Below are 12,165 nucleotides of genomic sequence, written 5' to 3' on the forward strand. Positions count from 1 at the left end.
TCCGACGCCCCGCCGCCGGTCCGCGCCGCGCCGCCGGCCCCGGCCAAGGCCGCCGACCGCAATGGCGAGCTGCGCGTGGCGGGTTTCAGCGCCCTGCAGTCGGGCGATCTTGCCCAGGCCGAGAGCCTGTTCCAGCAGGCCCTGAAGACCGTGCCCGGCGACCGGGACGCGGCCGGCGGGCTGGGCGTGGTGCGCCTGAAGCAACAGAGGTTCGCCGCCGCGCGGGGCCTACTGACCCAGGCCTCGCAAGGGTCCGGCGCCGCCAGCTGGAAGGAGGCGCGCGACGCGGCCGACTTCTTCGCCGACCTGCAGCAGGCCTCCGCCGCCCGCGACGCCGGCAAGCTCGCCCAGGCCGAGGCCCAGGCCCGCAAGCTGGCGACCCGGCCCCAGGGCTATCGCATCGAGGCCCAGCTGTTCCTGGGCGACCTGCTGTCGGCCGCGCACCGGTCGGCCGAGGCCGAGGCGCAATATCGCGCGGTGCTGGCGACCGTGCCTGGCCGCGACGAGGCGCGCATGGGCCTCGCCCTGGCCCTGATCGACCAGAACAAGGCCGACCAAGCCGAGGCCCTGATCCACGATGTCCCCGACAGCGCCGCGGCCCGGTCGCTGACCGGCCGGATCGAGCGCGCGCGGGCCGCCCGCCTGACGGAGGCCGGCGACACCTTTGGCGCGGGCTCGGCCCTCGCCTCGGCGCTCAACGCCGACCCGGACGATCCGTGGACCCGCTACGACTACGCCAAGTTCCTGGCCGCCAACGGCGACCGGGCCCAGGCCGCCGCCGTCGCCGCCCCCCTGTCGGCCCAGGACGCCAGCCTCGAGGCGCTGTCGGCCGGGGCGCTCTACGCCGCGTCGCAGAACCGGCTGACCGAGGCCGCCGCCCTGGTGCGGCGAATCCCGGAGGGCCGGCGGTCCAAGGACATCCAGGCGCTCAGCCGCCGGCTGTCGACGGACGGGACGATCCAGGAGGCCAAGCGTCTGGCCGACCAGGGCCTGTCGACCCGCGCGGTCATCCTGCTGCGCGGCCAGCTGGCCGGCGGGGGGCTCGATTTCGGGGCCCAGGCCCGCATCGCCCAGGCCCTGTACGATCTGGGCGACACCTATCAGGCCGGGGGCCTGGCGCTGGCCGCCGCCCAGGCGCCCCTGCCGGCCGGGGTTCGTCCCGGCGACGCGGCGGGCTTTGTCGAGGTGCTGGGCGCCGCCGGCCAGGACGAGGCCGCCGAACAGCTGCTCTCGGCCCTGCAAGCCAAGGCGGTCAACCCGGACGACCGCACGGCCTTCACCGGCCTGATGACCGGCTATGCGATCCGCAAGGCCGACCGCCAGCGCACCGGCGGCGACTATGCCGGCGCCTTCGACACCCTGTCGGCGGCGTTCTCGGCGGCGCCCAACGACATCGGCCTGATGTCGGCGCTCGCCCGGCTGTGCCAGGCGGGCGGGCTGTACGCCCAGGCGACCCAGGTCTATGACGCCCTGGTCGCCCGCCAGCCCAATGACGTGGGCGTGCTGCTGGACGCCGGCCGCGCGGCCATCGACGCCCAGGACTATCCCCGCGCCCAGGCCCGGCTGCAGCACGCCCTGCAGATCGCGCCGCGCAAGGCCGAGCTCTATTTCGAGCTGGGCCGGATGGAGAAGGCGCGCGGCAACGATCGGGCCGCCGAGAAGGCGTTCCGCATCGCCGCCAGCCTGGCCAATGGTCCGGCCGCGGCGCCCCAGGCCCTGCCGGGCGCGCCGTCCCTGTTCCGGGCGGGCGGCGGTCTCGGCCCCAATCCGTTCGGCGGCGCCCGAACCGGCGACAGCTTCGGCGGCTTCGCGCCCGGCCTGGGCCAGGGCTTCGCGCCGGTCGGGATCCCGCAGGCCGCGGCGACGCCGATGGGCCTGGCCTATCCCGCCCCGCTGCAGGGCCAGGCCTTCTCCACGGCCTATGTCCCACAGGGCGCGGCGCCGCCCCTGGCGGGCTTCGGCGCCTCGGCCGCGCCGCACAAGAACGCGTTCTCCACCGCGCTCGCCGCCCTGACCCCGAGCTTCCTGGCCCCGTCGGTTCCCGGGTTCGGCGGGCCGGCCATGGCGCTTCCGACCAGCACCCCGCTGAACCAGCAGATCAACCAGGAGCTCTCGCAGCTCGAGGAGGATCACGCGATCGCCGTCCAGGGCGATGTCGAGGTCCGCGCCCGCAGCGGGGACGCGGGCTCCAGCCGGCTGACCGAGGTGAAGACCGGTGTGACGCTCTCGGCCCCAGCCTTTGGCGGCCGGCTCACCGGATCGATCACCCCCACGGCCCTGCGCGCTGGGACCTCGGCCGGGCTGGTCTCGGCGGAGATCGGCACCGCGCCCCTGGCCGTCGCCGCCGGCAAGGTCCAGACCCCGCCGGTCCCCGTCACCGCCAGGTCGGTGCAGCCCCAGGCCTCGGGCGTCGGCTTCGATGTCGGCTACAGGTCCGAGCACTTCGCCGGCGATGTCGGGGTGACGCCGATCGGCTTTGGCCGGACCCAGGTGATCGGCGGGGCCCAATGGACGCCCAGCCTGGGGGCCACCACCCTGAAGTTTGGGCTGGAGCGGCGGCCGGTGACCGACAGCGTGCTGTCCTATGCCGGCATGAAGGACGCCTATACGGGCAAGACCTGGGGCGGGGTGACCCGCGACCAGGTGACGGTGGGCGCCAGCTATGACCGCGGCCACGGGGTCGGGGCCTATGCCGAGGGCTCGATGAAGCGGCTGACCGGGAACGGGGTGGCCGACAACACCGCCTATGAGATCAATCTGGGCGGCTATGTCACCGCCTATAAGGGCGAGCACAGCGAGCTGAAGCTGGGGGCCAACGTCAACACCCAGGCCTATGACAAGAACCTGCGCCACTTCAGCCTAGGCCAGGGCGGCTATTTCAGCCCGCAGCAGTATGTGAGCCTGACCTTCCCGGTCAGCTATGCGCTCTTGGGCGACAAGTGGCGGTGGGACGTGAAGGTCGCGCCGGGCTTCCAGTCCTATAGCGAGGACCCCTCGCTGGTGTTCCCGACCGACCCTGTGCTGCAGGGCCAGATCGCCGGGGCCACGACCCGCTCGGCCGAGGTGTCGGCCTTCCACCAGGGCAACAGCCGCTCGGGCTTCGGCATCTCGGGCGAAGCCAAGGGCGAATACCAGATCAGTCCCTCGGCCTCGATCGGGGGCAAGGCCTCGCTCGACACCTTCGGCCAGTACAATGAATTCAAACTCGGGGTCTTCCTGCGCAAGACCTTCGGAGGACCCCAATGACCCAGTCGAGCAATCCCGTGATCAGCTATTACGCCGAGCGTCAGGTCTCACCCCAGTGGCGGGGAACGCTGGCGGCCATGGCCGCCGAGCTGTTCGAGAATGTGGGGGTGGAGCCGGCCCGCGGCTTCCTGCGCCAGACGGGGCTCAGGCTGGCGGAGGGCTCGCCGCTCGCCGCGACCGAGACCCTGGAAAGCTTCCAGACCGCCGCCAACCAGGCCCTGGCCGCCATGGACTGGGGGCTGGTGTCTCTGAGCGACGCCGGGGACGCGGTGGTCATCCGCCACGAGGCGGGGCCCTGGCGGATCGCCGAGGACGCGGCCGGCGCCTGGCCCGCCGCCTTCGCCGCCCTGCTCGAGGGGCTCTATACCGGCTGGCTGCGCGCCCAGGGGGCGGGGGAGAGCCTGGCGGCGCGGATCGACCTGTCGGCCTCCGACGAGGCGGTGGTGCTGAGGTTCGCGCAGGCCGCCTGAACGAACTGTCCCGCTCATTAAGGTCCGGGATACCGATTCAGCGCCAACTCGGCCGTTCCACCCACCCGGTTGATTCGAGACATGCGGCGTTCCACCCCCAAGGCCTTCGACCACGGCGCCGCGCTTCGCGTGCCCGGGCCCGAGGACTCGCGCAGCTGGCGGGCCCTGCAGACCTGGCTCGGCGAGTGCGGGGCGATGATCGATCCGAGCGGCCTGGTGCAGGTCGCGACGCCGCTGGGCCAGGAGGTGGCGCGGCCGGGCGACTGGATCGTCTTGTCGGTCAGCGGGGATTTCCACGTGGCCCGGACCCGCGGCCAGACTTACGACGCCTAGGAATTGCGCAACCGGGGCTGAGGGGCCGCGCGAGTCTTTGCGACCGATGATAGGGGTTTGACAGGCCGCGCCGTCTCGCCCAAGTCTCGTCGCGCTGACACGGGAGAGCCTGGCGAAAGCCAGCGCCGAAGGAGCAACCGCCCCGGAATCTCTCAGGCAAAAGGACCGTTCAGCAACGGACTTCTGGAAAGAGGCGCCTCCGCGCCCGCCGACGGGATAACGATCTCAGGCAAGACAGACAGAAGGGGCGCAACCGGCTGAATTCCAGCCCAAGGGTTCGCGCATGCCTTCGACGTCCCTGGACGCGCCTGTCGTCCTGGAAGCCTCCCCCGCCCCGGCGCTCAGCGTCGCGGACCTGTTCACCATCGGGATCGGGCCCTCCAGCTCGCACACCGTCGGGCCGATGCGGGCGGCCAAGCGCTTCGCCGCGCTGGCGCTGACGGAAGGGACGCCGATCGCGCTCTCCTGCGACCTGTTCGGGTCTCTGGCCCTGACCGGCAAAGGCCATGCGACCGATGTCGCCGTGCTGCTCGGCCTGGCGGGCTGGACGCCGGAGGGCGTGGACCCCGACCTGATCGCGGCCCTGGTCGGCGAGATCCGCGACAGCGGCGCCCTGCGGCTCGACGGCGAGACCCTGGTCCCGTTCGGGGCGGCGGACCTGCGCTTCCGGATGGGCGAGTTCCTGCCCGGCCACGCCAACGCCCTGCGGCTGCGGGCCGAATACGGGGCGGGCCGCGCGCTGGAGCGGACCTTCTATTCGGTGGGCGGCGGGGCGATCGAGATGGAAGGGGTGGCGGCGGCGCGCGCCAATATCGCCCTGCCCCACCCCTTCAGCTCCGGGGCGGAGTTGCTGGCGCTCGGCGAGCGGACAGGGATGAGCATCGCCGAGCTGGTGCTGGCCAATGAGAGCGCCTGGCGGCCCAAGGCGGAGACCCTGGCGTTTCTGGACGAGGTGCGCGCGGCCATGCTGGCGGTGATCGCGCGGGGCTGTCGCCAGGAGGGGGTGCTGCCCGGCGGGCTGAACGTGCCGCGCAGGGCCGCCAAGCTGCACGCGACACTGTCGGCGCGGACCTGCGCGCCCGATCCCTCCGCCGTGTTCGAGTGGCTCAGCCTCTATGCCCTGGCGGTCAATGAGGAGAACGCGGCCGGCGGGCGGGTGGTGACGGCGCCGACCAATGGCGCCGCCGGCGTACTGCCCGCAGTGCTGAAATATTACGAGACCTTCGCGCCCGGCGCGACGCGGGCCGGGAGCCGGACCCTGCTGCTGAGCGCCTCGGCGATCGGGGTCCTCTACAAGCTGAACGCCTCGATCTCGGCGGCCGAGATGGGCTGCCAGGGCGAGGTGGGCGTCGCCTGCTCCATGGCCGCCGCCGGCCTCACCGCGGCCCTGGGCGGGACCAACAGCCAGGTCGAGAACGCCGCCGAGATCGGCATGGAGCACAATCTGGGCCTGACCTGCGACCCGATCGGCGGGCTGGTCCAGATCCCCTGCATCGAGCGCAACACCATGGGGGCCGTGAAGGCCGTCAACGCCGCTATCTCGCCTGCAGGGCGACGGCCGCCACGTCGTGTCCCTGGACGCGGTGATCGAGACCATGCGCCAGACCGGGCGCGACATGGGCTCGAAGTACAAGGAGACCAGCCTCGGCGGGCTGGCCGTGAATGTCGTTGAATGTTGAATGACTGGAGAGACCGATGACCGCCTTCTTTGACCGCCGGCTGGACGGCGACCCCGTCATCGCCCAGGCCCTGGCCGCGGAACTGGCCCGCCAGCAAGGCGGGATCGAGCTGATCGCCTCGGAGAACATCGTCTCGCCCGCGGTGATGGCCGCCCAGGGCTCGGTGCTGACGAACAAGTACGCCGAGGGCTATCCGGGCAAGCGCTACTATGGCGGCTGCGAGCAGGCCGATGTGGTGGAGGCGGCGGCCATCGCCCGGGCCACGGCCCTGTTCGGCTGCGGCTTCGCCAATGTGCAGCCGCACTCCGGCGCCCAGGCCAACGGGGCGGTGATGATGGCGCTGGTGAAGCCGGGCGACACGATCCTGGGCATGTCGCTGGACGCCGGCGGCCACCTGACCCACGGGGCCAAGCCGACCCTGTCGGGCAAATGGTTCAAGGCTGTACAATATGGCGTGAAGCCGGAGGACGGCCTGATCGACTATGAGGCGGTCGCCGCCCTGGCGCGCGAGCACCGGCCCAAGCTGATCATCGCTGGCGGCTCGGCCATTCCGCGCCAGATCGACTTCGCGCGCTTCCGCGCCATCGCCGACGAGGTGGGCGCGAAGCTGATGGTCGACATGGCCCATTTCGCCGGACTGGTGGCGGGCGGGGCGCATCCGAGCCCTTTCCCGCACGCCCATGTGGTGACCTCGACCACCCACAAGACCCTGCGCGGGCCGCGCGGCGGGCTGATCCTGACCGACGACGAGGCGCTGGCGAAGAAGTTGAACTCGGCGGTGTTCCCCGGCCTGCAGGGCGGCCCCTTGATGCATGTGATCGCCGCCAAGGCCGTGGCCTTCGGCGAGGCCCTGCAGCCCGACTTCAAGGCCTATGCGGCCCAGGTGGTGGCCAACGCCCAGGCTCTGGGCGAGGCCCTGATGGATCGCGGATTCAACCTGGTCACCGGCGGCACCGACACCCACCTGATCCTGCTCGACCTGCGCGGCCAGGCGATCACCGGCCGCGACGCCGAGGACGCCCTGGGGCGCGTTGGCCTGACCTGCAACAAGAACGGCGTGCCGTTCGACCCCCTGCCCCCGGCGCTCACCAGCGGCGTGCGCTTCGGCAGTCCGGCGGGGACCACGCGCGGGTTCGGGACGGCGGAGTTCCACAAGATCGGCGAGCTGATCGCCGACGTCCTGGACGGCTTCATCGCCAACCCGGCCGACAACAGCGCGGCCGAGGCGAAGGTGCGGACGGAGGTGGCCAAGCTGGCGGCGGCCTTCCCGATCTATGCCGGGGCGGCGGGGCTGGCGCAGGGGGTGTAGCGCACGCCGCCGCGACCTAGCCCGGAACGGCGACGAACTTGCGGGTCGGCGGGTGGCTGGTCATGTCGTGGTCGTGGCCGGTGAGCGCGTCGACCAGGCCGCGGAGCTTGTCCATGTGGTTGTCCAGCAGGCCCCGCGGCGTGGTGTCGTGCTCGTTGCAGAGGAAGGCCGCGGCGGCGACGGCGACGCCATGCTGGGCGCCGTTGCCCATCAGCTTGACCGCCGAGCCGGCCACATGGGTGACGCTGATGTGCTTCCCGGCCATCAGCAGATTGTCGATATTGGCCGAGTACAGACAGCGGAACGGGATGCCGTAGGGCTGCTGGTCGCGGACATCCATGATCCAGTCCTTGAGGCGGAAGTCGTATTTCCCCTCCCCCGGGTTCCAGGCGCAGTGGATGCAGAAGAACCCGTCATTGGCGACCAGCATGTCGTTGTGGCGGGTCTGGTTGCGGACGTCGTTTTCGGTCAGGACATAGTCGCCGCGGTAGCGCCGGAACTCGCCTTGCGCGGCCACGAAGGCCATCCAGTCGAACTCGAGATTGGCGTGGGCCTCGGGCTCCATCGTCTTGACGTTGGAAAAGGTCCCGTAGAGGGCCCGCATCAGATAGTCGCGGACCTGCTCGCCGGAGACATAGGGGTCCAACCATTGGCCGTATTCCCAATAGTGGGTGGCCGGAAACTGCATCATCCAGGCCTGGCTGGGGTCGGCGCTGAACTGGAAGGCCGGCGTGTCAGGATTGGCGCTGGCCGCCGGGCCGGGGCCGTTCTCCAGGCCGGGCTTCATGAGCTGGCCGCTGAGATTGGCGTAGTCCTTGGACACCTCGGTCGCCCAGGGGACCCCCGGGAACGGGACGGGGTGGTCCGCCATCCGGGTCCGGAAGAACAGGGTGTTGCCGTGGTGCATCTCGTCGGCGACCTCCGGCGCATAGGGCTCGTCGAAGTCGGCCCGCGCCTCGCGACCGAACAGGGTCTCCGCGCCGGCCAGCACGCCGAGGATCGCCACGCCGCTGGCATCGATGAAGACGCGGCCGGTGAAGCGACGTTCGAGACCGCCGCGGGCTTCGACCGCATCGATGGAGACGATCCGGTCCCCCTGGCGGTCGGCGGCGATGATGCGGTGCTCAAGGAACACCTCTGCGGTGGGCTCAGCCTGCAGCAGGGACAGGGCGGCGAGATCCCCGTCGGGGGTGCGGGTCGCGAGCTCCGCCAGGATCTTGCCCTGGGCGCCGCGCGGCATCAGGCCGATCTCCTTGCTGGCGTTGCCGCCCAGCACCGGACGGTCGTGGATGAGCGCCACCCGCTGGCCCAGACGCGCCGCGGTCAGGGCCGCCGCGCAGCCGGCGACGCCGCCGCCGACCACGATCACGTCATAGTCCCCCGCCTCGACCGGCTGATCGGGAAGCCCCCGCAGGGCCCGGCGCCAGGCGCGGCTTGACCCATCGACGGCGTTGGGCGGGACCGCGCCGTCGCGGCCAAAATAGATCGCGTCGCAGCGGCCGTCGAAGCCGGTGAGGTCGTGCAGCGCCAGGGTCGCCTCGCCGCGGGCCAGGGTCACCTCGCCGGCCGACACCCAGGACCAGTCCGGGTCATGGACGCCGAATTCGGTGTCCAGGGCTACACCGTCAATGGACAGGGCGAACCGGCCGGGCCCGTGGGGCGCCGCCCAGTCCCGGGTGCGCACCCAGACCTCATATTCGCCTGGCTCGTCGACCGTGATCACCGTGGTCGCATCGGCGACCGGCCGCCCCAGGCCATGGGCCAGCAGATAGGGCGATCCCATCTGGGTCTCGAACTGGGAGTCCAGCACCCAGCCGCCATAGCTGGCGAAGTCCTCGGCCTCGACCAGAATGCCCGAAATCCGTCCCGACCTGGTCATGGCCTGTCCTCCCCCATCGCCCGACGCGCCTTGGCGTCGTGGTCGGGAGATTGATACTATGATTTTCATAGGGTCAAGCGGCTATGATGATCATAGGCCGCAGGCTAAGGTCAGACCCCGCCGCCCGCCGGAGACACCCGCCCTGCCGTCCCAGGATCTTCCAGACACCCTCTGCCCGATCGCCCGCTCCACCAGTCGGGTGGGCGACAAGTGGTCCCTGCTCATCATCCGCGAGCTGTTCATGGGCGTGTCGCGGTTTCAGGATCTGCTGGCCCAGACGGGGGCGACGCCCCAGCTGCTGACGGCGCGGCTGAAGCAGCTGCAGGCGGATGGGCTGATCGAGCGGCGCGCCTATTCCGAGCGGCCCCTGCGGTTCGAATACCGGCTAACCGCCATGGGGCTCGACCTGATGCCGATCATCCTGGCGTTCCGGGCCTGGGGCGAAACCTGGTGCAAGACGCCCGAGGAGGGCGTGGCGGTGCGTATGTTCCACAACAGCTGCCGGACCGAACTGGAGCTGGATGGCCGCTGCCCGACCTGTGGGGTCACGGTCCCCTGGACGGAGACCCACGGTCTGCCCAACCCCGCCTATCTGGAGGAACGGATGCAACGGGCGGCGGCGGCCGCCCGGAGCGTCAGCGAGCCTTGAACGGGTTCGGCCCCGGACGAGCGGTCATCCGGGGCCGAGGTTTCCTGCCGGGAGCTTGGGGCGGGAAGTCTAGAGGTCGTCCATCCAGTCGGTCTCGGCGCCGATCGGCATGCCGGGCGGGACGGAGGGGGCGCGGGGCGCCTTGGCCAGTTCCTTTTCCAAGAGGGCGTCGTCGCCCAGCGTGCGGGCCAGGCTGCGGCTCCAGCCGCCGTCGGGCCGGCCCCGCCCTTGGCGAACTGATCGGCCAGGGCCGCCAGCCTTGAATTGAGCGCGGCGGCCACGTCCGGCGACGTATCGGGGTCGTGGGCGGCCTGGGCGATCGCCATCACCGCACGATAGGCGATGCGGCGCTGGAGGTCAGTCTTGCGGGTCTCGACGGCGGTCGTCAGTACACGGTCGATCAGCTCGTCGAGGCCGAGCGCGCTGGCGTCGCGGCGGTGCTGTTCGAACACCCGCGTCAGACGTGGGGGCGCCAGCAGCGTGTCGAGCGTCACCCGGGCCCCCACGTCAGCCGCCACCAGCGGATCGAACGCCGCGGCCCCGGCGTTGGCGAAGACTTCGATATCGGACTGGCGGTCCGGCGCGCCGTTGATGCCGGCCGACAGCAGGCCGACCAGGGCGTCGGGGACCTCCAGCTGGTCCGCCGCCAGGGTTCCCATCAGGGCGTCGAGCGCCGCGCGCTGGGTGGCGGGCGCGACCGGCTTGGCCGGGGGCGTGCCGTCGCCCTTGACCGCATAGACGTAGTCCACGCCCCCGATCATCTTGGCGGTGGCGTCGACCTGGTAGCGGTGCAGCAGCCAGATCGGCACGAAGCGGCGGCGCAGGGCGGCGACCGGCTCATTGGGCAGCAGAGCGTTCTGGCCGAAGCGGGCGATGGCGGCCTTGCGCACGCCCATCATGCGGGTGAGCTCCATGGCCGGATCGGGACCATTGTCCCACATGCTGCCCCAGGGATTGGGGGTGTCCGGCGCGCGGCCGTCGATGTCGGTGATGTAGCGGACCCCGGCCTTGACCGAGGCCTCGACCTTCTTGCGCGCCTCGGCCTCGGGATCGACGCCGGGCGCAGCCTGGCCGTAGAGCCAGTCGACGGTGAACTTGTCCCAGGCGCCGATGTCGCGGGCATAGGCGTCGGTGAGGTCCGGCGCGCCATCGACCAGGCCGATCTTGGGGCCCGGATAGTCCATGACCGAGATGCGACCCTGGGTGCTGGCGGCGAAGTTGTGCATGAAGCCCAGCGCATGGCCGACCTCGTGGGCGCCCAGCTGGCGCAGGCGGGCGAGGGTCACCTCCACCGGATCATTGGGTCCGCCCTTGCCGAGCTTGTCGGTCCCGACCAGGCCCTCGAAGATGATCATGTCCTGGCGCGAGCGCAGGGAGCCCAGGACGACGTTGCCCTTGAGGATCTCGCCCGTGCGCGGGTCGGTGATCACCTGGCCATAGGACCAGCCGCGGGTGGCGCGGTTGCTCCAGTTGACGAAGTTGTAGCGCACGTCGAGGGGATCGACGCCGGGCGGCAGCAGCTTGGCCTGGAAGCCGTCGATGAAACCGGCGGCGTCAAAGGCCTGGGACCACCAGCCCACGCCCTCGATCAGGGCGGTGCGGATCGGCTCGGGCGCGGCCGGGTCGATATAGAAGATGATCGGCTTCTTGACCTTGGAGCGCGGGGCAGTGGGGTCGACCTTCTCCAGCCGGAAGCGGTTGGCCAGCTGGTAGACGACGTTCTCGCTGAGCGGGGTCCCGAAATCCACGATCTGGGTCGAGAAGCCGCCGGTGCGCGGGTCGAAGCGGCGCGGGACGTAGCCCGGCTCCGGCAGGCGGACCAGGGAGTGGTGGACCACGAAGCTGATCTGGCGGGCGTCGGGCGCCAGGCTGTTCACCTCGCCGGTCGGGGTGTCCGACTGGTAGGTCTGCAGGGCCTCCAACTCGATATTGTCGGGGAAGACCTTGACGGCCGAAAGGTCCGGGGCGCTGAGATTGTCGGCGAGCTTGAAGCCCTTGGCGCCGCTTTCGGCCAGCTCCGGTCCGATGCCGATGACGTCGCGGGTGAGGAACGGGGCGATGTCGATGGTCACCCGGCCGTCAGCCTCGCTGGAGACGATGTCGCCCATCCAGGCCGTGGTGATCGGGAAGCTGTCGCGGGCCGAAGCCTGTTCGGCCGGCGAGCCGCCGGTGGCGCGGAACCGGGGGTTCTCGAACTGGATCGCGACCTTCTTGCCGTAGCGGCGGAAGACCATGAGGCGGCTGGGGCCCTGCATGCCGCGGTCGAGGCGCATGTTGGGCGAGCCGATGCCGGTGCGCAGGCTGGTCGCATAGATGAAGCGGCCCAGGACGCCGTCGGCGCCGGGGGCCGGCAGGGTGACGAGGATCTTGCCCGCGGTCGTGTCGATGCGGACCGGCAGGAGGCCGGTCATCAGAGGGGCGGCCGGGGCGGCGGCGGGCGGGCTGGCGGCGAGGGCCGGGGCGGAGATCAGGGCCGAAGAGGCCAGCAGGGCGCAGAGGGCTGCGCGCAATCCACGTGTCATCGAATCTCCCCGGAAACGCTTATTTCGGTACTGAATACATCCGCCCCGGCGTTCTCACACCGGGGCGGGCCGTCACTC

At 71.1% G+C, this 12,165-nt stretch carries 8 protein-coding genes, 1 pseudogene and 2 riboswitches; of the genes and pseudogenes, 7 read left to right on the top strand and 2 right to left on the bottom strand.

The window, feature by feature from the left end; translation table 11 throughout:
- The 6 genes and pseudogenes from MQH10_RS08405 to glyA form a co-directional block, all read left to right on the top strand.
- Window positions 1–3,246 (top strand): cellulose biosynthesis protein BcsC (locus MQH10_RS08405; protein WP_242563618.1); only part of this gene is annotated, 3,246 nt, incomplete at its 5' end.
- Window positions 3,243–3,716 carry a cellulose biosynthesis protein BcsD gene (bcsD, locus tag MQH10_RS08410; RefSeq protein WP_242563619.1) on the top strand — a complete coding sequence of 158 codons (474 nt, stop codon included), beginning with the start codon at window positions 3,243–3,245 and terminating at the stop codon, window positions 3,714–3,716. The genes MQH10_RS08405 and bcsD, both read left to right, overlap by 4 nt.
- 81 nt (window positions 3,717–3,797) lie before the next feature.
- A complete protein-coding gene (locus MQH10_RS08415) occupies window positions 3,798–4,049 on the top strand; it encodes a hypothetical protein (RefSeq protein ID WP_242563620.1) in 252 nt (83 codons plus the stop codon).
- Between the two features lie 90 nt (window positions 4,050–4,139).
- Window positions 4,140–4,227, top strand: a riboswitch (glycine riboswitch).
- A gap of 2 nt (window positions 4,228–4,229) precedes the next feature.
- A riboswitch (glycine riboswitch) is annotated at window positions 4,230–4,294 on the top strand.
- Between the two features lie 158 nt (window positions 4,295–4,452).
- Window positions 4,453–5,526: pseudogene (locus MQH10_RS08420) on the top strand (L-serine ammonia-lyase); the annotation flags it as partial.
- A gap of 118 nt (window positions 5,527–5,644) precedes the next feature.
- Window positions 5,645–5,728: a hypothetical protein gene (locus MQH10_RS27245; protein WP_336605066.1), complete on the top strand. Its 84-nt coding sequence runs from the start codon at window positions 5,645–5,647 to the stop codon at window positions 5,726–5,728.
- Between the two features lie 16 nt (window positions 5,729–5,744).
- Window positions 5,745–7,037, top strand: a complete 1,293-nt coding sequence (glyA, locus tag MQH10_RS08425; protein WP_242563621.1) for a serine hydroxymethyltransferase — start codon at window positions 5,745–5,747, stop codon at window positions 7,035–7,037.
- Between the two features lie 16 nt (window positions 7,038–7,053).
- Here the strand turns inward: glyA and MQH10_RS08430 are convergent, their stop codons facing one another.
- On the bottom strand, window positions 7,054–8,916 hold the full coding sequence (locus MQH10_RS08430; RefSeq protein WP_242563622.1) for an FAD-dependent oxidoreductase: 1,863 nt from the start codon (window positions 8,914–8,916) through the stop codon (window positions 7,054–7,056).
- 58 nt (window positions 8,917–8,974) lie between these two features.
- Between MQH10_RS08430 and MQH10_RS08435 the strand changes: the two genes are divergently transcribed.
- Entirely contained in the window at window positions 8,975–9,565 is a 591-nt protein-coding gene (locus tag MQH10_RS08435; RefSeq protein ID WP_242563623.1) for a winged helix-turn-helix transcriptional regulator, read from the top strand.
- On the opposite strand, the gene MQH10_RS08440 is transcribed toward MQH10_RS08435, so the two are convergent.
- Entirely contained in the window at window positions 9,505–12,087 is a 2,583-nt protein-coding gene (locus tag MQH10_RS08440; RefSeq protein WP_242563624.1) for a zinc-dependent metalloprotease, read from the bottom strand. The genes MQH10_RS08435 and MQH10_RS08440 overlap by 61 nt on opposite strands.
- Window positions 12,088–12,165 lie beyond the last annotated feature (78 nt).

The sequence above is a fragment of the Phenylobacterium aquaticum genome (assembly GCF_022695515.1).
Taxonomy (GTDB): Bacteria; Pseudomonadota; Alphaproteobacteria; order Caulobacterales; family Caulobacteraceae; genus Phenylobacterium; species Phenylobacterium aquaticum.

Coding starts and splice junctions, on each gene's coding strand:
- bcsD (WP_242563619.1), top strand. CDS start 3,243: ATGACCCAGTCGAGCAATCCCGTGATCAGCTATTACGCCGAGCGTCAG.
- MQH10_RS08415 (WP_242563620.1), top strand. CDS start 3,798: ATGCGGCGTTCCACCCCCAAGGCCTTCGACCACGGCGCCGCGCTTCGC.
- MQH10_RS27245 (WP_336605066.1), top strand. CDS start 5,645: ATGCGCCAGACCGGGCGCGACATGGGCTCGAAGTACAAGGAGACCAGC.
- glyA (WP_242563621.1), top strand. CDS start 5,745: ATGACCGCCTTCTTTGACCGCCGGCTGGACGGCGACCCCGTCATCGCC.
- MQH10_RS08430 (WP_242563622.1), bottom strand. CDS start 8,916: ATGACCAGGTCGGGACGGATTTCGGGCATTCTGGTCGAGGCCGAGGAC.
- MQH10_RS08435 (WP_242563623.1), top strand. CDS start 8,975: ATGATTTTCATAGGGTCAAGCGGCTATGATGATCATAGGCCGCAGGCT.
- MQH10_RS08440 (WP_242563624.1), bottom strand. CDS start 12,087: ATGACACGTGGATTGCGCGCAGCCCTCTGCGCCCTGCTGGCCTCTTCG.